At 48.4% G+C, this 24,435-nt stretch carries 24 protein-coding genes and 1 other RNA gene; 16 read left to right on the top strand and 9 right to left on the bottom strand.

Translation table 11 applies throughout. The features are described from left to right. Positions 1–43 precede the first annotated feature (43 nt). The 5 genes from ACTHS8_RS09835 to rnpB all read left to right on the top strand — a co-directional run bounded on the left by ACTHS8_RS09835 (position 44) and on the right by rnpB (position 2,870). Positions 44–763, top strand: a complete 720-nt coding sequence (locus ACTHS8_RS09835) for a septal ring lytic transglycosylase RlpA family protein (protein ID WP_440373605.1) — start codon at positions 44–46, stop codon at positions 761–763. Between the two features lie 98 nt (positions 764–861). After that, the gene (ruvA, locus tag ACTHS8_RS09830) at positions 862–1,446 is read left to right on the top strand and encodes a Holliday junction branch migration protein RuvA (protein WP_311459016.1); all 585 of its coding nucleotides are present in this window, start codon (positions 862–864) and stop codon (positions 1,444–1,446) included. Positions 1,447–1,459: 13 nt separating this feature from the next. After that, a complete protein-coding gene (locus tag ACTHS8_RS09825) occupies positions 1,460–1,693 on the top strand; it encodes a methionine-binding protein (protein ID WP_440373604.1) in 234 nt (77 codons plus the stop codon). Positions 1,694–1,747: 54 nt separating this feature from the next. After that, complete coding sequence (locus tag ACTHS8_RS09820; RefSeq protein WP_440373603.1) at positions 1,748–2,455, top strand: hypothetical protein; 708 nt, start codon at positions 1,748–1,750, stop codon at positions 2,453–2,455. 53 nt (positions 2,456–2,508) lie between these two features. Next, positions 2,509–2,870: RNase P RNA component class A (gene rnpB, locus ACTHS8_RS09815), an RNA gene on the top strand. Positions 2,871–2,977: 107 nt separating this feature from the next. Here the strand turns inward: rnpB and mltA are convergent. Then, on the bottom strand, positions 2,978–4,300 hold the full coding sequence (mltA, locus tag ACTHS8_RS09810) for a murein transglycosylase A (RefSeq protein ID WP_440373602.1): 1,323 nt from the start codon (positions 4,298–4,300) through the stop codon (positions 2,978–2,980). Positions 4,301–4,389: 89 nt separating this feature from the next. Further along, the gene (locus ACTHS8_RS09805; RefSeq protein WP_440373601.1) at positions 4,390–4,977 is read right to left on the bottom strand and encodes an RDD family protein; all 588 of its coding nucleotides are present in this window, start codon (positions 4,975–4,977) and stop codon (positions 4,390–4,392) included. 242 nt (positions 4,978–5,219) lie between these two features. On the opposite strand from ACTHS8_RS09805, the gene asd reads away from it, so the two are divergent. Beyond that, entirely contained in the window at positions 5,220–6,335 is a 1,116-nt protein-coding gene (asd, locus tag ACTHS8_RS09800) for an aspartate-semialdehyde dehydrogenase (RefSeq protein ID WP_295847217.1), read from the top strand. 88 nt (positions 6,336–6,423) lie between these two features. On the opposite strand, the gene ACTHS8_RS09795 is transcribed toward asd, so the two are convergent. Beyond that, entirely contained in the window at positions 6,424–7,221 is a 798-nt protein-coding gene (locus ACTHS8_RS09795) for a factor H-binding protein (RefSeq protein WP_440373625.1), read from the bottom strand. A 197-nt stretch (positions 7,222–7,418) separates the two neighbouring features. Between ACTHS8_RS09795 and ACTHS8_RS09790 the strand changes: the two genes are divergently transcribed. Then, a complete protein-coding gene (locus tag ACTHS8_RS09790) occupies positions 7,419–7,901 on the top strand; it encodes a dihydrofolate reductase (RefSeq protein WP_440373600.1) in 483 nt (160 codons plus the stop codon). An 82-nt stretch (positions 7,902–7,983) separates the two neighbouring features. Here the strand turns inward: ACTHS8_RS09790 and ACTHS8_RS09785 are convergent, their stop codons facing one another. Then, the gene (locus ACTHS8_RS09785) at positions 7,984–8,250 is read right to left on the bottom strand and encodes a DUF3079 domain-containing protein (RefSeq protein WP_003686685.1); all 267 of its coding nucleotides are present in this window, start codon (positions 8,248–8,250) and stop codon (positions 7,984–7,986) included. Positions 8,251–8,417: 167 nt separating this feature from the next. Between ACTHS8_RS09785 and ACTHS8_RS09780 the strand changes: the two genes are divergently transcribed. Next, positions 8,418–8,873 carry a GNAT family N-acetyltransferase gene (locus tag ACTHS8_RS09780; protein WP_440373599.1) on the top strand — a complete coding sequence of 152 codons (456 nt, stop codon included), beginning with the start codon at positions 8,418–8,420 and terminating at the stop codon, positions 8,871–8,873. A gap of 70 nt (positions 8,874–8,943) precedes the next feature. Here the strand turns inward: ACTHS8_RS09780 and dinG are convergent, their stop codons facing one another. Together dinG and ACTHS8_RS09770 are read right to left on the bottom strand one after the other, a co-directional pair. Beyond that, positions 8,944–11,094 carry an ATP-dependent DNA helicase DinG gene (gene dinG / locus ACTHS8_RS09775; protein WP_440373598.1) on the bottom strand — a complete coding sequence of 717 codons (2,151 nt, stop codon included), beginning with the start codon at positions 11,092–11,094 and terminating at the stop codon, positions 8,944–8,946. 164 nt (positions 11,095–11,258) lie between these two features. After that, positions 11,259–11,477, bottom strand: coding sequence for a DUF2061 domain-containing protein (locus ACTHS8_RS09770; RefSeq protein WP_070826381.1), 219 nt, complete (start codon positions 11,475–11,477; stop codon positions 11,259–11,261). Positions 11,478–11,605: 128 nt separating this feature from the next. Here ACTHS8_RS09770 and ACTHS8_RS09765 point away from each other — a divergent pair, with 128 nt between their 5' ends. Next, entirely contained in the window at positions 11,606–12,556 is a 951-nt protein-coding gene (locus tag ACTHS8_RS09765) for a D-2-hydroxyacid dehydrogenase (protein ID WP_440373597.1), read from the top strand. Between the two features lie 195 nt (positions 12,557–12,751). Here the strand turns inward: ACTHS8_RS09765 and gnd are convergent, their stop codons facing one another. Further along, entirely contained in the window at positions 12,752–14,200 is a 1,449-nt protein-coding gene (gnd, locus tag ACTHS8_RS09760) for a decarboxylating NADP(+)-dependent phosphogluconate dehydrogenase (RefSeq protein ID WP_314598395.1), read from the bottom strand. Positions 14,201–14,682: 482 nt separating this feature from the next. Here gnd and ggt point away from each other — a divergent pair, with 482 nt between their 5' ends. Then, on the top strand, positions 14,683–16,452 hold the full coding sequence (gene ggt, locus ACTHS8_RS09755) for a gamma-glutamyltransferase (protein WP_440373596.1): 1,770 nt from the start codon (positions 14,683–14,685) through the stop codon (positions 16,450–16,452). A 237-nt stretch (positions 16,453–16,689) separates the two neighbouring features. Here ggt and lpxC read toward each other — a convergent pair whose 3' ends face one another. Beyond that, positions 16,690–17,604 carry a UDP-3-O-acyl-N-acetylglucosamine deacetylase gene (lpxC, locus tag ACTHS8_RS09750; protein ID WP_070591969.1) on the bottom strand — a complete coding sequence of 305 codons (915 nt, stop codon included), beginning with the start codon at positions 17,602–17,604 and terminating at the stop codon, positions 16,690–16,692. Positions 17,605–18,253: 649 nt separating this feature from the next. Here lpxC and gap point away from each other — a divergent pair. Further along, positions 18,254–19,258 carry a type I glyceraldehyde-3-phosphate dehydrogenase gene (gene gap, locus ACTHS8_RS09745; RefSeq protein ID WP_070591971.1) on the top strand — a complete coding sequence of 335 codons (1,005 nt, stop codon included), beginning with the start codon at positions 18,254–18,256 and terminating at the stop codon, positions 19,256–19,258. Positions 19,259–19,353: 95 nt separating this feature from the next. Here gap and tsaA read toward each other — a convergent pair whose 3' ends face one another. Then, complete coding sequence (gene tsaA / locus ACTHS8_RS09740) at positions 19,354–20,028, bottom strand: tRNA (N6-threonylcarbamoyladenosine(37)-N6)-methyltransferase TrmO (protein WP_440373595.1); 675 nt, start codon at positions 20,026–20,028, stop codon at positions 19,354–19,356. Between the two features lie 170 nt (positions 20,029–20,198). Here tsaA and ACTHS8_RS09735 point away from each other — a divergent pair, with 170 nt between their 5' ends. From ACTHS8_RS09735 to ACTHS8_RS09715, 5 genes are all read left to right on the top strand, one after another. Further along, positions 20,199–20,834, top strand: coding sequence for a nicotinamidase (locus tag ACTHS8_RS09735; RefSeq protein WP_440373594.1), 636 nt, complete (start codon positions 20,199–20,201; stop codon positions 20,832–20,834). A gap of 46 nt (positions 20,835–20,880) precedes the next feature. After that, the gene (gene waaC, locus ACTHS8_RS09730; protein ID WP_440373593.1) at positions 20,881–21,849 is read left to right on the top strand and encodes a lipopolysaccharide heptosyltransferase I; all 969 of its coding nucleotides are present in this window, start codon (positions 20,881–20,883) and stop codon (positions 21,847–21,849) included. A 184-nt stretch (positions 21,850–22,033) separates the two neighbouring features. Beyond that, positions 22,034–22,783 (top strand): electron transfer flavoprotein subunit beta/FixA family protein, encoded by a 750-nt coding sequence (locus ACTHS8_RS09725; protein ID WP_283121884.1) that lies wholly within the window; start codon positions 22,034–22,036, stop codon positions 22,781–22,783. A gap of 10 nt (positions 22,784–22,793) precedes the next feature. Further along, positions 22,794–23,726 carry an electron transfer flavoprotein subunit alpha/FixB family protein gene (locus ACTHS8_RS09720; RefSeq protein ID WP_440373592.1) on the top strand — a complete coding sequence of 311 codons (933 nt, stop codon included), beginning with the start codon at positions 22,794–22,796 and terminating at the stop codon, positions 23,724–23,726. A 61-nt stretch (positions 23,727–23,787) separates the two neighbouring features. Then, the gene (locus tag ACTHS8_RS09715; protein WP_440373591.1) at positions 23,788–24,399 is read left to right on the top strand and encodes an IMPACT family protein; all 612 of its coding nucleotides are present in this window, start codon (positions 23,788–23,790) and stop codon (positions 24,397–24,399) included. The last annotated feature ends 36 nt before the right edge of the window (positions 24,400–24,435 follow it).

Below are 24,435 nucleotides of genomic sequence, written 5' to 3'. Positions count from 1 at the left end.
CGTCTGAAACCGCTGCGTTATCAACTCAAGAACGGAACCCGTTTTGACTTTTACCAAAAAAACCCTCCTTTCCTTAGCCGCCGCCACCATCGGCGTCCTTTCCATCAATGCCGCCGTCGCCGACAGCGTGGTCCGAGTCGAAAAACTGCATCCTTCTGCCAACCGCAGTTACAAAGTTGCCGGCAAACGCTACACGCCGCTGACTCAAGTCTCCTCTTTCAGCCAAACCGGCAAAGCCTCATGGTACGGCAACCAATTCCACGGCCGTAAAACTTCCAGCGGCGAGCGTTACAATATGAACGCCCTCTCCGCCGCCCACAAAACTCTCCCTATTCCCAGCTACGCACGCGTGACCAATATGCAAAACGGCAAAAGCGTCATCGTCCGCGTCAACGACCGCGGCCCTTTCCACGGCAACCGCGTCATCGATGTTTCCAAAGCCGCCGCCCAACAATTGGGTTTCATCAACCAAGGCACGGCCAACGTCAAAGTTGAGCAAATCATCCCCGGCCAAACCGCCGCTCAAACCATTATTTCCCCAAACAACAAAGAATTTTTTGTTGATTTGAAATCCTTCGGTACCCAACGCGAAGCGCAGGCTTATTTGAACCAGGCCGCACAAAGCCTGCCATCCGACAGCAAAGTCATGCTTGAAAAACGCAACTACGAATACGTTGTCAAAATGGGGCCGTTCAGCAGCCAAGAACGTGCCGCCGAAGCAGGCGAACGCGCCCGTCATCTGAACCTGGCATCCACCATCTGATTTCGTCCGCGTTACCGCTGAAGTTTGATACAATACAAGGCCGTCTGAAACCCGATTGCAAGGTTTCAGACGGCCTTTTTTAATCACAGGGGAACACCATGATCAGCAGGCTCACAGGCAAATTGATTGAGAAAAATCCGCCGCAGGTCGTTATCGACGTCAACGGCGTCGGTTATGAAGCCGACGTTTCCATGCAGACTTTCTACAACCTGCCTTCCGTTGGCGAAACCGTCCATCTCTACACCCAGCTTGTCGTCCGCGAAGACGCGCATTTGCTGTTTGGTTTCGCCTCAGCCGAGGAACGCGCCACCTTCCGCCAACTGGTCAAAGTCAGCGGTATCGGTGCCAAAACCGCATTGGGCATTTTGTCGGCCATGAATGCCGACGAGCTGGCGCAAGCCATCGCCGAGGAAGACGTCAAACGCCTCTCCTCCGCCCCCGGCATCGGCAAAAAAACCGCCGAACGCATGGTGTTGGAACTGCGCGGCAAACTCGTGTCCCATACCGTTTCAGACGGCCTGTTTGCCCCTGATGCCGTTGCCGACGAAAGCCAAGACATCATCAACACCCTGCTTGCCCTCGGCTACAACGAACGCGAAGCCAAAGCCGCCGCCAAAGGCATTCCCAAAGGCACGGAAGTTGGCGAAGGCGTGCGCTTGGCCTTGAAAAACCTGCTTAAATAAGGCCGTCTGAAACATGAAGGCATTGGCACTGATCATCACCCTCTTGCTGAGCGCATGCGTCTATACCGAGACTCCGTATGGGCGCACCGCCGTCTTGGACCTGCCCGTCCACTCGCAAACCACTGTCAACAAAACCGTGACCATCAACGCCCCGCCGGGAACGACCGTCATTTACCAAGACAGCCAGCCCGTTCACAACCATCCGGCTTATCCCGTCTATCCGCGCCGGGTTTATCATTATCGATAAACAACGCTGACCGTTTGAAACCATATGTTCAGACAGCCTGTTGAGAGACAAACCATGAAATACATCCTTCCCCTGCTTTTACTCCTAAGCGCCTGCACACCGGACACCAAGACCACAGATGCCGCATCCTCCCCAAAAACACACGGCTTCGCACACCGCCTGACCGAAGGCGAAAAACTGCTGACCCAAGCCCTCATCAAACAAGACCTCGCCTCCTACTTTAAACACGAAACCGGCGGCGCATTTGCCGAACAAGCCCCCTTATTCTCGGCCCAACAACTTGCCGAACAGAAAAACATCCCCAAAAACGATGCCATCGGCGTTTACGGCAAAATCATCAAAACCCAAGGCCGCACCGCCTGGCTGCAAACCGACAAGCAAACTCTCAAACTCGATTTGGCCGAACCGCTGCAAGAAGCTCAAGGCGAAGTTACCCTTGTCTGCCAACACGAAAACACCGCATTCCAAGACTGCCAAACAGAAGCAAACTTCGCCCGACGCTTTACCGAACAAATTTTCTCGGCGGTCGAGTCCGGACGCGTATCCGCCCAAACAGACGCACCGGCCGAAGAAATCATGGCCGGCCGCCTCATCCCGTTTTTAAGTGCCGCCAGCGACTTTACCGGCAACTTCAAAGCCTGCGCCACCACCATGACCGAATACTGCACCAGCCGCCTGGCACGCGAAATGCCTGAATCCGCAGTCCGCAAAAAAGCACAGGAATTGGGTTTGACCGAAATAGCATTTAAAAAGAAAAAATAAATATTTAGGCCGTCTGAACCCTATGGCGGCTGTGTTATAATCCGCGACTCATACAGGTCGGACAGACAGTCGCCGCGTATCGCGTAAGGCATACGGGGAGGAAAGTCCGGGCTCCACAGAGCAGAATGCCGGCTAACGGCCGGGCGCGGCAACGCGACGGAAAGTGGAACAGAAAGCAATACCGCCGATGATTGCCTTCGGGCAAAACAGGTAAGGGTGAAAAGGTGCGGTAAGAGCGCACCGTGCATTTGGTAACAAAGCGCAGCAGGCTAAACCCCATTCGGAGCAAGACCAAACAGAACGCGATGACGCTGCTCGCCGAGCGTTCGGGTAGGTTGCTTGAGCACACCAGCAATGATGTGCCTAGAGGAATGACTGTCCGCGACAGAACCCGGCTTACCGTCCGAGCTGTATGTCCCCATACCGCGGCAGGTTTTTAAAACCTGCCGCATTTTTATAGAAATAAAAAGGCCGTCTGAAACCTCAATCTTGGTTTCAGACGGCCTTTTTTTAAACCGCTGTTTATGGACGGTATTCCGGTTTCATGCCGTTGGGCAGGAGCTGCCATACATAGCCGGTGGTTTTCATTTTGCCGGCCACTTCGCCTGCTTCGTCACCATAACCCCAGAAATAATCCACACGGACCGCGCCTTTAATCGCGCTGCCGGTGTCTTGCGCCATAATCAAGCGGTTGAGGGCTTTTTTGGTGATCGGATGGGCAGTGGCGACAAATAATGGTGCGCCAAGCGTGATGTAGTGACGGTCGATGGCACCGGCGTATTCGCCCATCAACGGCGTACCTAATGCGCCCACCGGGCCGGAATCTCCGCTGCCGGTCAGCTCGCGGAAGAAGACGTAGCTTGGGTTTTGTCCCAAAACTTCGGCAAGGCGGCTGGGGTTTTGCTTCATATAGGCCTTGATGCCCTGCATGCTGGTCTGACCCAGCGGCAGATAGCCTTTGTCCGCCATATAACGGCCGATGGAAACATACGGATGTTCGTTTTTATCGGCAAATCCGACACGGATGTATTTGCCGGACGGGGTTTTCAGACGGCCTGAACCTTGAATGTGCATAAAGAAAAGTTCGACCGGATCATCTGCATAACCCAAAATCGGCGCTTTGCCGTTAAGCGCGCCGCCGTTAATTTGGCTGCGGGTGTAGTAAGGAACGAAGCGGCTGCCTTCAAAACGGCCTTTCAGCGCAGTGCTGCGTGCTGTAATCGGGAATCTGGACAAGTCGGCCGTGTATGTGCCGCTGTTGTCGATGACACCGCTGTTTGGGCCGGTTTGGCGGATGCGGACGGTGGCTTTGCTGCCCCTCAAGTTTGCAGCCAGCGGAACGGAAACGAAATCGTTCGGAATGCCGTAAATAGGGAAACGGGATTGGCTTGTGGATTTGTCGTCGCCGTGCAGGACCGGTTCGTAATAGCCGGTAATGGTGCCGGCAGGATTGCCGCCATTGTCAACGCGCCATGCGGTGAAATAGCGCTCGAAAAAGTGTTTGGCTTGGAAATGGTGCGCCGGCGTTTGCATGGCTTGGATACAAACGTCCTGCCAGCCTTGGCGGTTTTTGAGTTTTTCACAGCCTAAGCGGAAAGACTGCAGACTTTTGGCGAAGTGTTGGGTGCTCCAGTGCGGCAGTTCGTTGTAGGAAACAACGGTGTAGTTTGCTCCTCCCCCGCTCACTGTCGTACCGATGGGGTCAGGCGTACCGGTGGGACGGTCAGGGCCTTTGATAACGCTGGTGTCGGTTTCGGGAAGATTTTTAATGCTTTTGCTCGGACAGGCGGCAAGAATGGCCGCGGCAATACTGACGAGCGTAATGCGGTACAGATGTTTTTTCATGGAATCAATAGCGTGTCGAAAGGCCGTCTGAAAGCTATTTTTCAGACGGCCTATGTTGGAAAGTGCTGATTTTAACACAAAAAAGCCATTTATCGGCGCGGCGGCAATTTGACGACAACCGTATCGGCCATCATATCGTAGAGCGTGCGGCGGTCGCGTTTGACGGAGAAGAGCATGATGAAGTTGATCAGTAAAATCAGTAAGGAACAAATTAAAATGTTTACTTTTAATACAAAGTATGCAGAAATCAAGATGACAAGTACAATCAAGCCCCATGCTAATTCTCGTACTAACACCGTACCAAGAAAACCCGGATTGCTGCCATTGCTTTTTAATACACGAATACCCATGATCTTTTTACCCAAAGATTGACCATAACGGCTCATATAATAAAGCTGAACAATACCGACAATTAAATATACGATAGTACTCAATCCTCCCACCTGAGCCATATCTGCCCGCATACTGACACTCGTTATAAGATCTGGTGTAAAAGGAATATTTTCCTGCTTGGAAATTGCTGTTGCTTCCGTATATAAAATATAATAATAGGGTAAAAAAATAATTACATTAAATAAATAATTCAATAAATATGCCGCAACCCGTGACCATACTGAAGCAATATGGACATCCACTATTTCCGTTTTAGGCAAATCTGACAAATTGATTTCGCTCATTTCATCTTCCTCTGTGCTATTTAATGAGATGCAATTTCATTGCCATCTTAACCTATTTTTCCATCATTCTAAAAAATTTCGATAAAAACCTTTACATTTTCCGCAGACGGCGTTAAAACACTTGTTTTCCCCTTTGTTATAGTGGGTTAACAAAAATCTGAACAAAGCGGCAGGCGATGCCGTTCCGATTTTTGTTAATGCACTATAAAACTTATCCGGATTTTCTTCTCAAGGAGTAGCACATGAAAGTAGGTTTCGTCGGCTGGCGCGGTATGGTCGGCTCTGTTTTGATGCAGCGTATGAAAGAAGAAAACGACTTCGCCCACATTCCCGAAGCGTTTTTCTTTACCACTTCCAACGTCGGCGGCGCTGCCCCTGATTTCGGTCAGGCAGCCAAAACATTGTTGGATGCCAACGATGTTGCCGAATTGGCAAAAATGGACATTATCGTTACCTGTCAGGGTGGCGATTACACCAAATCCGTCTTCCAACCCCTGCGCGACAGCGGCTGGAACGGCTACTGGGTTGACGCGGCTTCTTCCCTGCGCATGAAAGACGACGCGATTATCGTCCTCGACCCTGTCAACCGCAACGTCATCGACAACGGCCTCAAAAACGGCGTGAAAAACTACATCGGCGGCAACTGTACCGTTTCCCTGATGCTGATGGCTTTGGGCGGCCTGTTCCAAAACGATTTGGTCGAATGGGCAACCAGCATGACCTACCAAGCCGCTTCCGGCGCGGGTGCGAAAAACATGCGCGAACTCATCAGCGGCATGGGTGCGATTCACGCCAAAGTGGCAGATGAGCTTGCCGATCCTTCCAGCGCGATTCTCGACATCGACCGCAAAGTGTCCGATTTCCTGCGCAGCGAAGACTATCCGAAAGCCAACTTCGGCGTACCGCTCGCCGGCAGCCTGATTCCGTGGATTGACGTAGACTTGGGCAACGGCCAGTCCAAAGAAGAATGGAAGGGCGGCGTGGAAACCAACAAAATCCTCGGCCGCAGCGACAATCCGACCGTAATCGACGGCTTGTGCGTACGCATCGGCTCTATGCGCTGCCATAGCCAAGCCCTCACCCTGAAGTTGAAAAAAGACCTGCCTGTTTCTGAAATCGAAGCCATCTTGGCAGGTGCAAACGACTGGGTGAAAGTCATCCCTAACGAAAAAGAAGCCAGCATCCATGAGCTGACTCCTGCCAAAGTTACCGGCACGCTGTCTGTTCCTGTCGGACGCATCCGCAAACTGGGCATGGGCGGCGAATACATCAGCGCGTTCACTGTCGGCGACCAACTCTTGTGGGGCGCTGCCGAACCGTTGCGCCGCGTATTGCGCATTATCTTGGGCAGCCTGTAATTTAGGTTGGCATGAAAAAAGCAACGGTTTGGGCCGTTGCTTTTTTTGTCACAACAAGGCCGTCTGAACCTTTCAGACGGCCTTTTTCCTATTCTTTCTTACCGGCCAAACCGATTTCTTTGGTAGAGTCGCCAACTTTGATTTGCGCCTTACCGGCAATTTCTTCAGCCTGCGGACCGAAGAGTTTCAAATCGTAACGACCGTTTTCGATACCGTTCAAACTGGTTTTACCGCTGATGGCGGCTTTGTCATTGTTATTGGCAATACCTGCGGCAAGCAGGTCAACATTATTGTGGGAAGCCATGCTGCTGATTTTGCCGTAACCTTGTTTTTTATCGAAATCGACGGTGTATTTCAGACGGCCGCTGCGGTCGTCGCCGTTAAACGCAATGCCCGAATACTGATAGCTGCCTTGTTTGGGCAAATTGCGGTAAGCGGTTTCATCGCCTTGGACTTCGCCGACGGTAAATGTGTATGTATCGAGGTTTTGCAGCTTGCCTGCGTCATCAGCTTTTTGTTTGGCGTAACGCGCGGCAACAGTAGAATAATTTTGTTTATACACTTGGAAGTCGCCCGTTTCCAAAGTGATGACTTGGCCGTTTACCTTGATTTTTTGGGCGTAGTCGTAGGAAGATACTTTATCGGTTTTCAAAAAGCCGGTATCGAGTTTGCCACCTTTTTGCAGGGTTTGCGTTTTACCGTTGGCAGTCAGCTCCAACCTACCGTTTTCAGGGACGGATTCATTCAATTCAACGGACAACACGCCTTTCGGATGCGGATTGAGCGGTTCAGTAACGGCATTCGACAAACCGCTTGTTGCGCCGCCGCAGGCAGCCAACAGCAAAGACAGGGAAGCAGTCAAAGCAGAAATGCGGAGGGTTCTCATCATTTTTTCCTTTCCTTTTTTATTTGGTATGATATTTATCATATACCTAAAAAAATGAACAATAAATGATTTTTGTCAAAATTAAGCATTCAGAATATTAATTTTATAAATATTGAAACATTTTTAGAATATCGGGCATTCAGTCCATCCAGCCTCCCTTCCGCTATAATCATTTTATTTTACAAACGGATTTCATCATGCCGAAAATCACCCTCATCGCCGCCTACGCTGCCCGCCGCTGTATCGGCATCAACAACACCATGCCTTGGCATTTGCCCGAGGATTTTGCCTTCTTCAAATCCTACACCACCGGCAAACCCGTTATTATGGGCCGCAAAACATGGGAATCGCTGCCGCGCAAACCGCTGCCTGGCCGTCAAAATATCGTCATCACCCGCCAAGATTATCAGGCCGATGGCGCGCAAACGGCGGCCTCTTTGGAAGATGCGCTGGCTTTGTGTCAGGGGGCTGAAGAAGTCATCATCATGGGCGGCGCACAAATTTATGCACAAGCCCTGCCGATTGCCACCGATTTGCGTTTGACCGAAGTCGGTTTGGATGTGGACGGCGATGCGTTTTTTCCTGAGTTTTCCACAGAAACATGGCAAGAAGCCTCTCGGGAAAACCATGTTTCCGCCAAAGGCATTGAATACGCGTTTGTGCATTATGTGAAGGCATAATCCGACAACACAAAGGCCGTCTGAAACCCTGTTTTTCAGGTTTCAGACGGCCTTTTTATTTCGTTTGTTTACGGCATTCCGTTTAAGCCGTTTTGTTTTTCAAAGGCAGCTTGATATGCGGTTTGGCCGGCTTGGGCGCTTCTTTCAGTCCAAGTTCGATTTGCTGCTCTTCGCTCAACAAATTGCTCCAGTCGCCTTTTTTATACCAGTCGCGGCCGTCCAACTCTATGGGGTGTTGGATGCGTTCGCAACCGTTGCCGCATTGCAAATCGTCTTCTTTGCAGTATTTGTCGCAACCCCAGCAGATACGCTCGGGATTTTTCGGAAAAATGGGAAATTTCTTGGCCATGGTGTTCTTCTTTTGTTTGTGTGCGGTACGGGCAGAATTATAAGTGATTTGAATGGGGCTGGCGGCGGGTTTATCGTGTTTTACGCTGATTTTTTAAGATGTGTTAACCTTTCAGACGGCCTATACTGTGAAAATAATCCCTACGCGGTACAACAAGAGGAGCCAATATGAACATATGCCGTCTGAAGCCTGAATTTGTCGAGCCTTTAGCCCTCGCGCTGTTTGAGGAATGGCACGATTTTGCGCCGTGGTCGTCTCTGGACAAAATCCGTGCGTATTACGCGCAGTGCCTCGATGGGGATAACTTGCCGCTGGCGTTTGCGGCTATGGATAACGAAGGGCGGCTGATGGGTTCGGCGGCATTGAAGCGGTTTGATATGGCGTGTTTTCCCGAATACGAATATTGGCTGGGCGATGTGTTCGTTTTGCCGCAGTTTCGCGGTTTGGGCATAGGCAGGCAGCTGGTTTCGTTTTGTCTGGATAAAGCACGCGAACTGGGTTTGCCGCATCTGTTTCTCTATACGCCGGATGTGCAGGCCGTGTATGAAAAGTTCGGCTGGAAAGAAATCACGCAGACTTGGCACAACGGGGAAACCGTATCCGTCATGAAATTGGATTTATAGCTTGAAAAAAAATAAAAGGCCGTCTGAACATTTGGTTTCAGACGGCCTTTACCTTTTGAACAATCCAAAACTACCCTATCCGTTTAAACGGCGGCAGACAGGCCAATAATTGTTGGCCGTAACGTTGCGTTTTGACGCGGTTGTCGAGGATGGTCACGCGGCCGTAATCCTGTTCGGTACGGATAAGGCGGCCGACGGCTTGGATTAATTTGATGCTGGCCTCGGGCACCGTGATTTCGATAAAGGGATTGCCGCCGCGTTGTTCAATCCAACGGTTTTGGGTTTTCTCGATGGGGTTGTCCGGCATGGCAAACGGCAGCTTGGCAATAATGACTTGCACGCAGGCCGTGCCGGGCAGGTCGAGGCCTTCGGCAAAACTGTCGAGGCCGAAAATAATGCTGGCTTTGCCTTCGGCAATGGCTTGATGGTGCCTTTGCAACAGGACAGCCTTGGGCAACTCGCCTTGTACAAGCAGAAGCGGCAAGTATTCGTCAGGCAGGCGCAAGGCGACATCCTGCATTTGCTTGCGCGAGGAAAACAACACCAGCGTGCCGATGGCTTCAACCGGCGAAACCAGCTTCGGCAACCATTCGACAATGGCGGCCGTGTGCGCATCAGGGTCTTTGGGGCTGGCTTGAACCGGCGGAATATACAGCTCGCCTTGCGTATCGAAATTAAACGGGCTTTCCAAAGCAAGCGTGGTGGTTTCGGGCAGCCATAATAGGCCTGTTTGGCGCAAAATCAGGTTGAAGCTGCCGAGCGATTGCAGGGTGGCCGAAGTCAGCACCGCGCCTGCCGCGCGCCGCCACAGGCTGTTGGCAAGGTGGGATGCGCTGCTGATGGGGCTGGCATTGAAAATGTAGTCGTTTTTGTCATCGGCACGGCGGGTTATCCATTTCGCCAACGGCTCTTCGCCTTCAATGGGAACGGTGGAGAGCAAATCCCAAACCGCGCTGATTTGTTCGATACGGGCGATAAAAAGGCCGAACTCGCTGGTCAGGCGGTCAAGGAGCGCGCCGTCCTGCTCTTTTTCGCGGCGTGCGGCGGAAAGCGCATCGTTCAGCCCGACAACATGTTTGAGCAGGCTGCGTGCAGCAATGGCCGTATTGGAAACTGTGGTTTCCAATCCTTCGGGGATTTTGCCGTCTTCCCACAGCCAAGTCGGTTCGTTGTGTTTCCGCCTGTCGTTTTCAGACGACCCCAGACTTAAAGACGGCTCTTCCGCCAAATGGAACTGCCATTCATGCAGACTGTCGAGCAAGGATGTGGCAGCTTCGTCGGCAAGGTTGGCAAGTTCGGCTTTATCGGTAAGCGCGGCAATTTTGCCGGTAAGCTGCGGCAATTTTTCCAGCGTCCAAACGGCAATATTCCATGAATGTTCGGCGGCAAAACGGCTGAGGGCTTTTTTGGGCAGGTGGTGCGCTTCGTCTATGCAATAGAAACTGTTTTCGGGCGCAGGCAGAATCACGCCGCCGCCCATGCTGATGTCGGCAAGCAGAAGGTCATGGTTGGCAACGACGACATCGACGGTTTCCAAGACATCACGCGCCAGGTAAAACGGACATTCCGCACGGTTGGGACAGGCGGATTTCAGGCAGCCGTGGCGGTCGTTGGTAACTTTGAGCCAAATCGCGTCATCGATTTTTTCCGGCCAAGCGTCGCGGTCGCCATTAAAGCGGCGGGCGGAAAATTCATCGGCAATATCGCGCAGCAGGTTCAATTCTTCCGGCTTGGGTTTGCTGTCCCACAACACTTCCGGCGCTTCAAAACCAAGCAGGTTTTGCTGGGCGTTGTTTTGCGTTAGTTGATAGAGTTTGTACGGACAAAGATAACGGCCGCGCCCTTTGGCAAGCGCAAAGGTCAGCTCCAAACCGCTTTTTTCGACCAGAAACGGCAAATCGCGGTCAACCAACTGCTCCTGCAAAGCCACCGTCGCGCTGCTGACAATCAGCCGTTTGCCGCGCGTTTGCGCCATGATGCCGCCGGCTAAAAGGTAGGCCAACGATTTACCCACGCCAGTCGGCCCTTCGATCACGGTAATGCTCTCGCCCTCGCGTTTGGGCGCTTCTTCGCCTTCTTCACGCGTCAACGTCCGCGAAAAAGCGTTGGCAATCGCCGCAATCATTTCCCGCTGCGAAGCGCGCGGACGGAAACCGGGCAGGTTTTTGCCGATGTTTTGGTAATGGTCGCGGATGGCGTTTTTTTCTAAATCGGTGAGCATTGAGGCCGTCTGAATGGGTTTGCAAGAATAGCGTATTTTAGCATTTTTACCTTCATGAAGCCTTCGTAAAGTCTTACTCTATTTTAGGGTTTGGCATTTTGATGGCGATGGACAAACCGCAAAGGCATAATCGGTTTTAATCAAGCAAAAGGCCGTCTGAAACTTTAGCCGCACTGATGCAGAGGCACCCACAATTTTTGCTTTTCGGATTTGTTTTTCTCGTAGCGGTTCCACGCTTTTTCGTGAAAATAAAAGACGACGGTATTGACGATGGGTTCGACCAAAGCGACTGCGCTGGAAACGCCGATACTGCCGGTCAAAATATAGGCGACACTAAATGCGACGCTGAAATGCAAAATAGCAAATGTAATGGTTTTAATCATTCTGTTTTCCTGATACATTGATGTTTTAATCGCTACATAATAATGATTATCAACTAATACGTATATTTTAAATCCTTTATCCTTATTTAGATTTTATAAATCGATATTTTATTTTTGATAGGAATTTTATGAACCCGCTCCATATTGTCGTCCTCGACCGTGATACCCTCGTCAACCGCCCGTTTGATTTTGATTTTCCACATACATTGAGCAGCTACGGCACAACCGAAGCGCACGAAACGCTGGAGCGCATCCGCGGCGCAGACATTGTGATTACCAACAAAGTCGTGATTTCCGCCCAGTCATTTGCCGAAAATCCACAACTCAAGCTGGTTGCCGTTACCGCGACAGGTGTCAACAATGTGGACGTTGAGGCTGCCAAACAAAATGGCACGGCAGTGTGCAATATCCGCGCTTACGGCAATGAATCCGTGGCGGAACATGCGTTTATGATGATGATTACCCTGATGCGCAACCTGCCTGCCTACCAGCGCGACGTTGCGGCAGGCTTGTGGGAAAACTCGCCGTTTTTCTGCCACCTCGGCGCACCGATGCGCGATTTGAACAGTAAAACGCTGGCGATTTTCGGTCGCGGCAATATCGGTAAAACACTTGCAACTTATGCTCAGGCTTTCAAAATGAATGTCGTGTTCGCCGAACATAAAAATGCCCAAAGCGTCCGCGACGGCTATGTTTCCTTTGACGAAGCCATCCGCTCCGCCGATGTCGTGTCGCTTAATTGCCCGCTCACGCCGCAAACGGCCAATATGATAGGCGAAGCCGAATTGCAGCAAATGAAACCCGGCGCCATCCTCATCAACTGCGGACGCGGCGGCTTGGTTGATGAAGCCGCTTTGGTTGCAGCGTTGAAATACGGCCAAATCGGCGGGGCAGGTTTTGACGTATTGACACAAGAGCCGCCACGCGACGGCAACCCTCTGCTGAAAGCCCGACTGCCCAACCTTATCGTCACGCCACACATTGCATGGGCAAGCCAAGAGGCCGCCAACCGTCTGTTTGACATCCTTTTGGACAACATCAACCGCTTCGTGGCCGGCAATCCGCAAAATCTGGTTTAATCTATGGAAAACCTGTTGATAAGGTTGTGAACAATTTTAAAGGCCGTCTGAAATATTCAGACGGCCTTTATTAATCCTTATTTATTTCATGAAGTTATCTATCAAATGCTTTAAATCGTTTCATTCTTCATTGTGGATAAACCTATAAAAAGGCCGTCTGAAATGCTCAGACGGCCTTTTGTTTGCTCTGACAAATTAGATATCGTATGTGGTTGAAGCGGTATCGCCGCCCTTACCTGTCCAGTTGGTATGGAAGAACTCGCCGCGCGGTTTGTCGGTACGCTCGTAAGTGTGCGCGCCGAAGTAGTCGCGTTGTGCTTGCAGCAGGTTGGCCGGCAGACGATCGGAAGTGTAGCCGTCAAGGAAGGTAATGGCGGAAGCCATACAAGGCATCGGAATACCGCACTCGATCGCTTTGGCCACCACTTTACGCCATGCAGGCAGACAGGTTTCCAACACGCCTTTGAAATAAGGATCGGAACCCAAGAAGACCAAATCAGGATTGGCTTCGTATGCATCGCGGATGTTACCCAAGAACGCGCTGCGGATGATGCAGCCTTCGCGCCACAAGAGGGCAGTGTTGCCGTAATTCAATGCCCAATCGTTGTTTTCACTGGCTTCGCGGATCAGCATAAAGCCTTGTGCATAAGAAATGATTTTGGATGCCAACAGGGCTTGGCGCAAAGCATCCACCCATGCGGCTTTGTTGCCTTCAATCAGGGTAATGGTTTTACCAAACAGGCTGTTTGCTTGGACGCGTTGGTCTTTAAACGCAGAAACGCAACGTGCAAACACGGCTTCGGAAATCAGGGTCAACGGGATACCCAAATCAAGGGCATTGATGCCGGTCCATTTACCTGTACCTTTTTGACCCGCGGTATCGAGGATTTTTTCGACCAAAGGTTCGCCGTTTTCATCTCTGTAACCCAAAATCGCGGCGGTAATTTCGACCAGATAAGAATCCAGTTCGGTTTTATTCCACTCGTTGAAGATTTGGTGCATTTCGTCATAAGACAGGCCCAAACCGTCTTTCATGAATTGGTAGGCTTCGCAAATCAACTGCATGTCGCCGTATTCGATGCCGTTGTGCACCATTTTGACGAAGTGGCCTGCACCGTCACGGCCGACCCAGTCGCAGCAAGGCTCGCCTTGAGGCGTTTTGGCGGAGATGGCTTGGAAAATCGGCTTAACGGCAGGCCATGCGGCTTCGTCGCCGCCGGGCATGATAGAAGGGCCGTGACGCGCACCTTCTTCGCCACCGGATACGCCGGCACCGATAAAGCGGATGCCTTTTGCGGCCAGCTCGTGTGTACGGCGGGTGGAATCAGGATAGTTGGCATTACCGCCGTCAATAATGATGTCGCCTTCGTCCAAAAGCGGAACGAGTTGCTCGATAAAATCGTCAACAACAGAACCAGCGCGAACCATCATCATGATTTTGCGTGGTTTTTCTAATTTATCAACCAGATCTTGCAGTGAATATGCGCCGATAATATTGGTATTTTTGGCTGCGCCGTTTAAAAAATCATCTACTTTGCTGGTCGTACGGTTGAATGCGACAACTTTAAAACCATTGTCGTTCATGTTGAGAATCAGGTTTTGCCCCATCACGGCAAGGCCGATAACGCCAATGTCGCCTTTCATTTGGTGAAACTCCATTATTGATTAAATTTATCAAGCGTAACTCTAGCTGATTTACAACTTTTTAACAATCCTTAACTTTTTAATTTTTTGAAAAGATGCCTTTACGTTTCAGACGGCCTTTGCCTTTGGGAAAACAAACTATAAATTAGATTTTAAATAATAAATAGAAGATGATATTGAGTGCTGCCCAAGCTTGTTGATAAGTTTTATTACAAAATTTTTTCAAATACTTAGCTGATATTTTTTGATGAGGATAAAGTATGGTCGGCCTTGTTTGCAGATGTGGATAAATTTTTCTTGCTGCTTCATTTTGTGGGTAACTTTTTGCCTGTACACAATCTTAGCTTGTTTTATACTTCTCCGATTGGAACTGATTGACTAGAGAAATAGTCAAATGGTTTTTTATTTCAATCTATTTTCATATTTCCTTTTATTTAAGCTGGGAAAAGGCCGTCTGAAAATATTTCAATAAGGGTGTGCATATGAAGTTTTCCTTTAGTATTAACCTGTTATCCGTTTTAATTTTGGCCGCTTGTGCGCAACAGCCGGTTCAAAAGCCTCAAGTTTCCCTGCCCGCTGTATCTGTGGACAACCATGCGCCGGAGCAAGGAACAGGGCTGACGGAGCAGAAATTAATCCGCGCCAAACATTATATGGCGGCATCTGCCAATCCGCTGGCAACTGAAGCCGGTTATGAAATTTTGAAGCGAGGCGGCAGCGCGATAGATGCGATGATTGCCATGCAGACAACTTTGGGACTGGTTGAGCCGCAGTCTTCCGGATTGGGCGGCGGCGCGTTTTTGGTGTATTGGGACAATAAGGCGAAAAAGCTGACGACGTTTGATGCCCGTGAAACAGCGCCGAAAGCAGCAACACCGGAACTTTTCTTGGACGAAAACGGTAAACCGATGGGCTTTATGAAAGCGGTGGTCGGCGGCCGTTCGGTCGGTGTACCGGGGATTCCGAAGCTGCTGGAAGATGTCCATAAGCGTTACGGCAAATTACCGTGGGCAAGTTTGTTTGAGAAACCGATTACTTTGGCGGAACAAGGTTTTGCCGTTTCTCCGCGTATGGCGAAATCCATCGAGCAGAATCTGGAACCTTTGCAACGTTATCCGCAAACCGCCGCCTATTTCCTGCCTGACGGCAAGCCTTTGGCAGCGGGAACGGTGTTGAAAAACCCTGAATTTGCCCGCTCTGTGCTACTGCTGGCGGAAAAAGGCAGTGCGCCGTTTTATCAGGGCACGCAGGCGCAGAATATTGTCCGTGCCGTTACCGGCGCTGTGGATAACCCCGGCAAAATCAGTTTGTCGGATTTGAAAAACTACCGCGTTATCGAGCGTCAACCGGTTTGCGCACCTTATCGCGAATACGAAGTTTGCGGCATGGGCGCGCCAAGTTCGGGCGCGATTGCTTTGGGCGAGATTTTGGGCGTGTTGCAAAATCAGGATATGAAGGCGTTGGGATCGGAAAATATCCACAGTTGGCGCTGGATAGGCGATGCGTCGCGGATTGCGTTTGCCGACCGAGATCGTTACGTCGGCGATCCCGCGTTTGTCAACGTCCCGACCCGTGCCTTGATTTCGCAGGCTTACCTGAAACCGCGTGCCGAAGAAATCCGTCAATCCGACAAGGCGTTGGAAAACATTCAGGCGGGTCGGGTCGGTAAAGCATACGCGCAGGGTATGGCGGTAGAGCTGCCGTCCACCAGCCATTTGGTGGTTGTGGATAAAGACGGCAACGTCGTGTCGATGACGACTTCGATTGAAAACGCGTTTGGCTCGGGACTGATGGCAAACGGCTATCTGCTCAACAATGAATTGACCGATTTCGCTTTCAGCCCTGTTGGTGAGGACGGTAAAACCGTTGCCAACAGCGTGGCGGGCGGCAAACGGCCGCGTTCTTCGATGGCGCCGACCATTGTGATGAAAGACGGAAAACCTTACATGGCGGTCGGTTCGCCGGGCGGTAGCCGCATTATCGGTTTCGTTGCTAAAACGCTGGTGGCGCATATCGACTGGGGCATGGACATTCAAACGGCAATTTCACTGCCGAATATGCTCAATCGCGGCAGCCAGTATGAGATTGAGGATAAAACAGCGGCTGCGGATAAAGCGACTGCGTTGGAAAAATTGGGCTACAAAGTCCAAATCCGCGATTTGAATTCCGGCGTACAAGGGATTGTGATCGGCAAAGACGGTTTGCTCGGTGGCGCCGACCCGCGCCGTGAAGGCAAAGTCATGGGCGATTGATATTGTCGGTTTGACATGAAAAAGGCTGTCTGAAACCTAGTTGTTCAGACGGCCTTTTAGTTTGGGAAAATATATGGATAAGATGTGTATAAGAATAATGTTAAATTTTAATATTTTTATTTTTCAATAAGATAAAAATGATGAATATGTGGATAATTACTTTTGGAAAACGACATGATTTAGGCCGTCTGAAAGGTTCAGACGGCCTTTTTATTGGACTGCGTTATCTATTTTCTATCAGGCTGCCGGCAGCTCATGAAAAGCGGTGGGCAAGTCTTCGTCATCGGCAAACTCAACCCATTCGTAAGCGCTTTCATCTGCCAAAACGGCGCGCAACAGCGCATTATTGATGGCATGGCCTGATTTGTAACCTTCGAATGCGCCGATAATCGGATGGCCGACAATGTACAAATCGCCAATCGCATCAAGGATTTTGTGGCGGACAAATTCATCGGGATAGCGCAAACCTTCCGGATTCAAAACATCCATATCGTCAATCACGATGGCGTTGTTCAAATTGCCGCCCAGTCCGAGATTGTGGGCGCGCATCATTTCCACTTCGTGCATAAAGCCGAAGGTACGGGCGCGGGCAATTTCATCGATATAGGATTTTCCTGCAAAATCAATCTCGAAAGTAGGTGCGCTGCGGTTGAATACGGGATGGTCAAATTCGATGGTTAAAGTAACTTTAAAGCCGTCATAAGGCGTAAAGCGCACCCATTTTCCGGTTTCTTTGATTTCAACCGGTTTGAGGATTCTCAAAAAACGTTTTTGGGCTTTTTGATCTACCACGCCTGCATCTTGTAAAAGGTAAATAAACGGCAGGCTGGAGCCGTCCATAATCGGAATTTCAGGCGCATTCAATTCAATCAAGGCGTTGTCGATGCCGTAGGCAGACAGTGCCGACATAATGTGTTCAATCGTGCCGATGCGCACGCCTTTATCGGTAACGATGGTTGAAGAGAGGCGGGTATCGTTAATCAAATAAGGATTTAATTTGATGACTTCGCCCATTTCCCCACTTAAATCAGTACGGCGGAACGAAATACCGCTGTTTTCTTCGGCAGGATGCAAAGTCAGAGCGACCCTTTCGCCCGAATGCAGGCCAACGCCGGTAACGCTTACTGATTTGGCTAAAGTCCGTTGCAGCATAATTGCTTCCTTTTAAAAAGTCTGATGGATATGATACGTTAAAAAGGAAAAAACAAGCCATCATTTTTAATAGTATTTGCCAATATGGATGTTTTGCGGGTGTGAATTTCAAAATTTTAATTATCCACAATAGTATGTGAAATTGAAGTGGGTAATTTGGGTTTTATCCACAGATAAATAGGAAAACTAAGTTTCTATCCTTTTTTATTCCGGCATTCAGTTGAGATTGGCCTCAAAGATAAAAAGTAATTATCGAATTGGTTTTAAAGAAAGTTATTCCGTTATCCACAGATAGTTTGGTTCTTCATCAAAATCATCATTTTAAAAATTAAAATATTATGATTTGAAGAAAACACTGAATTATCAACACAAAAATGGCAAAATATGGAAAAATAGAACTAAGTTTATGATTTTCATAAACTTATGAAACTTTTAAGATTGGAAAACAGTTTTTATGAAATAAAATATCAAAATCTAGGACTAATCCGATTTGCCTGATATTTTCCTACAAACAAGAATTTCATGTTTTCTTTATTTAAATCAAATAACTTAAAAGTAATTATCTGTAATCCTAGAAAGTAATTTTATTTCAGGATACAATGGCCTTACTGAAAAATTTTTCCCATTCCATCTAATTAGGAGTAGCAAAATGAGTATTAAAGTAGCGATTAATGGTTTTGGCCGCATCGGTCGTCTGGCATTGCGTCAAATTGAAAAAGCCCAAGGTATCGAAGTCGTTGCTGTTAACGACTTGACTCCTGCCGATATGCTGCTGCACCTCTTTAAATACGACAGTACTCAAGGCCGCTTTGAAGGCTCTGCCGAATTGAAAGATGATGCGATTGTTGTTAACGGCAAAGAAATCAAAGTATTTGCCAATCCTAATCCTGAAGAATTGCCTTGGGGCGAGCTGGGTGTGGACGTTGTTCTCGAATGTACCGGTTTCTTTACCAGCAAAACCAAAGCTGAAGCCCATATCCGTGCTGGTGCGCGCAAAGTTGTGATTTCTGCACCTGGTGGTAATGATGTGAAAACCGTTGTATACGGCGTAAACCAAGATATTTTGGACGGCAGCGAAACTGTTATCTCCGCCGCTTCTTGTACGACTAACTGTCTGGCCCCTATGGCTGCGGTATTGCAAAAAGAGTTCGGTATTGTTGAAGGCCTGATGACCACCATCCACGCTTATACCGGCGACCAAAATACCCTTGACGCGCCGCACCGCAAAGGCGACTTCCGCCGCGCCCGTGCTGCTGCCTTGAATATCGTACCGAACAGCACTGGTGCCGCGAAAGCCATCGGCTTGGTCATTCCTGAATTGAACGGCAAACTTGATGGTTCTGCCCAACGCGTTCCTGTTGCTACCGGCTCTTTGACCGAACTGGTTTCTGTTCTCGAACGCCCTGTTACCAAAGAAGAAATCAATGCAGCCATGAAAGCCGCCGCCAATGATGCTTTAGGCTACACTGAAGATCAAATCGTTTCTTCCGACGTCATCGGTATTGAATACGGCTCACTCTTCGATGCGACTCAAACCCGCGTGATGACTGTTGGCGATAAACAATTGGTGAAAACTGTTGCTTGGTACGACAATGAAATGTCTTACACTTGCCAATTGGTTCGTACCTTGGAATTCTTTGCCAGCAAAATCTAAAAAATAACGGGCTGAATCAATCAGTCTGTGGATAATTAAAAGGCCGTCTGAACATTTCAGACGGCCTTTTGTGTGTAGATAGATTCAATTTGCAATTAGATTGTGGATAGTTTAATCACTGTGGCACATTTGTTTTCTATCCTAAACTGCACTTCATAATCCGCAATATTCATCACATAAATCCGTTCGGGAATATCTTGATAGGCAGGACGAGGATCTTGGGCGATGCTTTGCTCAATGAGATGTTTTTTTTCTGTGGATAAATATTCCGCAAGCGTACTTTCTGCCCAGACTACGCTCAATTCTTCAGGTTTGCCGCTGACAAAGCCTGATGATGCGTCAGGTTTGGATTCGACAAAGGGGATGTAGGGTTTGATATCCACTACCGGGGTACCGTCCAATAGGTCTGCACCACTGCAATAGATGCGGACAGGTTTGCCTGTTTCGATGCGCTCGAGTTTCAGCAGGGATAAACCGAGATGATTGGGGCGGTGCGGGCTGCGCGTGGCAAATACGCCCATTTTTTGTTTGCCTCCAAGCCGTGGCGGACGCACCATTTGCGCCCAACCTTCATCCAATACGCCGTGGAAAATAAAACTTATCCACACATAGTCGAAATCTTCCAAGCCCCGAACGCTGTCTGCGGTAAATTCAGGAGTGAGTTCAATGCAAATTTCTGCCGCAGGAACCAAACCGGGTTGGCGGGAAATACCGAATTTTTGTTTGTAGGGGGAATGAACGGTTGCAATAGGCGTAATCGAATAGGACATAATTTGTGGATAAATATTCTGTGCAAACTGTCATCATATCACAGATGTTTTCCCACATTTTGCAGTAGTAATTTGTTATAATACAAAACATTTATTCCAAATGTCCGTACATTGGCAATAAATGCTTAATTTAAATAATATAAAATAAAATCAATAGGTTAAATTAATTCATGATTGTTTCTATCGATGTAGATGCACAAAAAACGTTTACGCCTTTGTGCCCGAAAGAATTGCCTGTTGCCGAAGGTCATCTGATTGCGGATGAACTCAATGCCCAAGCTGCATTGGCGGATTTGCGCGTGATGACGAAAGATGCGCATCATGCCGTGGCAAAATGGCTTGTGGATAATCCTGTTGATATGTTGAAACCGACGGGTTTACCTGATGCGGATTTGACTTGGGTGTCGCATGCTATGGTTGGGACATATGGCTATGAATTGTTGGATGGCCTGCCTTCAGCCAAGGAATACGATTATTGCGTTTGGAAAGGCGTCGATCCTGAGTTACATCCTTACGGCGCATGTTTTCACGATATTGAAGAAAAGCTCAGTACAGGTTTGATCGAATGGTTGCGCTGTCAAAATGCAGATACAGTCATTGTCGGCGGTTTGGCAACGGATTATTGTGTAAAGACAACGGTTTTACAGTTGCTTAAAGGCGGGGCTTGGAAAGTCATCGTCAATCAGGCGGCTTGCCGCGGCATTGCCCTGGAAACGGTTGAATCTGCATGGCAGGAAATGCATTCTGCCGGGGCAGTTATTTTAGAAAACGCCGAAGAAATAAAAAAATACATTAATAATCAGTAAATTATATTTAAAATTCCGTTGTTTCACGTGAAACATTTTTCAAAATATGAAGATTTTACTTGTCCGCTTGTCCAGTATGGGCGATTTAATTCATACGTTGCCCGCAGTTGAAGATTTGGCGCGACAATGTCCTGAGGTAGAGCTCCATTGGTTGTGTGAGGTAGGGTTTGCAGATATTGCCCGCTTGCATCCTTTTGTCAAAAAGGTTCATGTAATGAAATGGCGGCAGTGGCGCAAACATCTTTTTCAGGCTGAAACGTGGCGTGAAATAGGCCGTCTGAAATCGGATTTACAGGCTGAATCTTTTGATTTTGTTTTAGATAGCCAAGGACTGATTAAAAGCGCATGCTTTGCCAAAATGGCGAAATCCCCTATTTACGGCTTGGATAAACACAGCACGCGTGAAAGTTTGGCTGCCCTTGCATACAGTAAAACGTTTGCCGTGCCGAAAGACAAAAATGCGGTTTGGCGAAACCGTGAATTATTCGCCCAAGTATTTGGTTATACAATGCCTGAGACGCAGGTATTTGGTTTGTCGGTTCCTGAATCAGGTCGTCTGAAAAATTTACAATCCCCCTATTACGTTGCTTTGCATGCAACCAGTCGCGACAGTAAATTATGGCTGGTAGAACACTGGCGTGCATTATTGAAAAAGTTGAATAAAGAACAACAATGCAATGTATATCTGCCATGGGGAAATGAAACCGAAAAAATGCGTGCCGAACAGATTACAAGCGATTTACCGTTTGCTTCGGTTTGCGACAAAATGAATTTATTACAGGCTGCATTTTTATTGAAAAACGCAGAGGGTATTATTGGCGTAGATACCGGATTGCTGCATCTTGCCAATGCGTTGGAAAAGCCTGTTGTAGGAATTTATACAGATACAGATCCGGCTAAGACAGGCGTTCAAGTTTCGGCTTATGCAAAAAATTTAGGCGGTATTGCTCAAATTCCCAATGTTGATGAGGTTTATCAAACCTTGATGGATTGTGTTGCAGCATACGGTAAATAATTGCTGGGGAGTTGGATTTATTTTCTGAGTAAATACTTTAGAAATGATATAATTCCGCTCTATTTGCCAAGATTTATATAAATTTGGTTTTATTATGTTGGTAAAAACCGAATTGGATTTTATATAAAGAATGTATCAAAAGCAGTATGCTTGATTTGATGGACATTCTTTTTAGGAGAATTGAATGAAAGCACTGGTCGCAGTAAAGCGCGTAGTGGACTACAACGTCAAAGTTCGTGTGAAAGCCGATGGTTCCGATGTGGATATCGGTAATGTCAAAATGTCGATGAACCCGTTTGATGAAATCGCGGTAGAAGAAGCTGTCCGTTTGAAAGAAGCCGGAAAAGTAAGCGAGATTGTTGCTGTTTCTCTTGGCGAGAAAAAATGTGAAGAGACGTTGCGTACTGCTTTGGCGATGGGTGCCGACCGTGCGGTTCATGTTGAGACTGATGCGAAGTTGGAGCCTTTGGCCGTTGCGAAATTGCTGAAAGCTGTTGCGGATAAAGAAAATCCGCAAATTTTACTGTTGGGTAAACAGGCAATTGACGATGACGCCAATCAAGTCGCCCAAATGCTGGCGGCGTTGTTGAATGCGGCTCAAGGTACTTTTGCATCAAAAGTGCAAGTTGAAGGCGAAGAAGCATTGGTAACCCGTGAAATTGACGGCGGCGAAGAGACTGTTGCGTTGAAGCTGCCTGCGGTCATCAGTGCAGATTTGCGTTTGAACGAACCACGCTTTGTCAAACTTCCTAATATCATGGCGGCAAAGAAAAAGCCTTTGGAAAAATTAAGTCCTGCCGATTTGGCTGTGGATATTTCTCCACGTTTGAATACCGTGAAATTTGCCGAACCTAAAGCACGTCAAGCCGGTGTGAAAGTGGCTGATGTTGCCGAGTTGGTTGAAAAGCTGAAAAACGAAGCCAAAGTGATCTAAGGAGTATGAAATGAGCGTATTGATTATTGCGGAACATAATAACCAACATTTGAATCCTGCCACTTTGCATGCGGTAACGGCTGCCGCCAAATTGGGTAATGTAGATTTATTGGTTGCAGGCAGCAATGCTGCTGCGGTGGTTGAAGAAGCGAAACAGGTTGCAGGCGTAGCGAAAGTTTTGGTAGCCGATGCGCCCTATTACGCTGAAGGTTTGGCAGAAGAATTAGCGCCTTTGGTTGTTAAATTGGCTGCGGATTACCGCTATGTGGCTGCGACTGCAACTGCGTTCGGTAAAAATCTTCTGCCCCGGGTTGCTGCCCTGTTGGATGTGCCGCAAGTTTCTGATTTAACCGAAGTTGTGGATAACTCGACATTTGTCCGTCCGATTTATGCCGGTAATGCATTTGAAACCGTTCAATCCAATTCTGAAAAACTGGTGCTGACTTTCCGTGCAACCGCTTTTGATGCTGCCGGACAAGGCGGTAATGCAGAAGTGGTCAATGTTGAGGCAACGCCTGCTCAAAACCTGAGCCGTTTCGTAAACCGTCAACTTTCCCAGTCTGACCGCCCTGAATTGACTCAGGCAAAAGTGATTGTTTCCGGTGGCCGTGCATTGGGCAGTGCTGAAAAATTCAATGAAGTGTTGACTCCATTAGCGGATGTTTTGGGTGCCGCGATTGGTGCTTCCCGTGCGGCAGTGGATGCCGAGTATGCGCCAAACGATGCTCAAGTTGGACAAACCGGTAAAGTGGTTGCGCCTCAACTGTACTTTGCTATCGGTATTTCCGGAGCCATCCAGCACGTTGCCGGTATGCAGGACAGTAAAGTGATTGTTGCCATCAACAAAGATGCTGACGCTCCGATTTTCAATGTGGCAGATTACGGTTTGGTTGGTGATTTGTTTGAAGTTGTGCCTCAATTGATTGAAGCACTGAAAAACTAATGTTTCACGTGAAACGTTCAGACGGCCTTTGCTATATAAGGCCGTCTGAAAATATTTTGGCATGATTACGACCTATAAAACCATTACCACTCCGACACAGGCTGAATTTAAAGATAAAGGCAGTCGCTTCATTGCATATGCCTATCCGATTCGCACTTTAGCCGATGTGAAGAAATATCTCGACCTATTAAAGGAAGAGCATCACAAGGCGCGACATTGGTGTTACGCCTATCGATTGGGTGTGGATGGAATGCAGTTTCGTGCAAACGATGATGGAGAACCGTCTGGAAGCGCAGGCCGTCCTATTCTGGGGCAGATTGATTCTGTCGGCGTAACGGATGTGTTGGTTGTGGTTGTACGCTATTTTGGCGGTACGCTATTGGGTGTTCCCGGTCTGATTCATGCTTATAAGGAATCAACAGCTCAGGCATTGGTGATAGCTGAAATTGTTGAAAAGAATGTCGAAAAGACAGTTTGGTTGAAGTGTGAATATCCTGTTTTGAATGAGGCTATACGGATTGCCAAACAATATCAGGCCGATATTGTGGAACAGGATTTGCAGCTGGATTGTAAGTTGACAGTGAAAATAGCGTTGGCCGATTATGAAGCTTGTATTGCTGCTTGGAAAAATACGCGCCAAATTGAAGTAGATACTGAAAAGCCGTTTGAATAAAAGGTCGTCTGAACATATTTGAGAAATCAAAAGTTT

Source organism: Neisseria sp. P0016.S008 (assembly GCF_051957775.1).
Lineage (GTDB): Bacteria > Pseudomonadota > Gammaproteobacteria > Burkholderiales > Neisseriaceae > Neisseria > Neisseria flavescens_B.
Note: the sequence above shows the minus strand (reverse complement) of the source record. Positions and strands in the feature narration are given on the sequence as shown.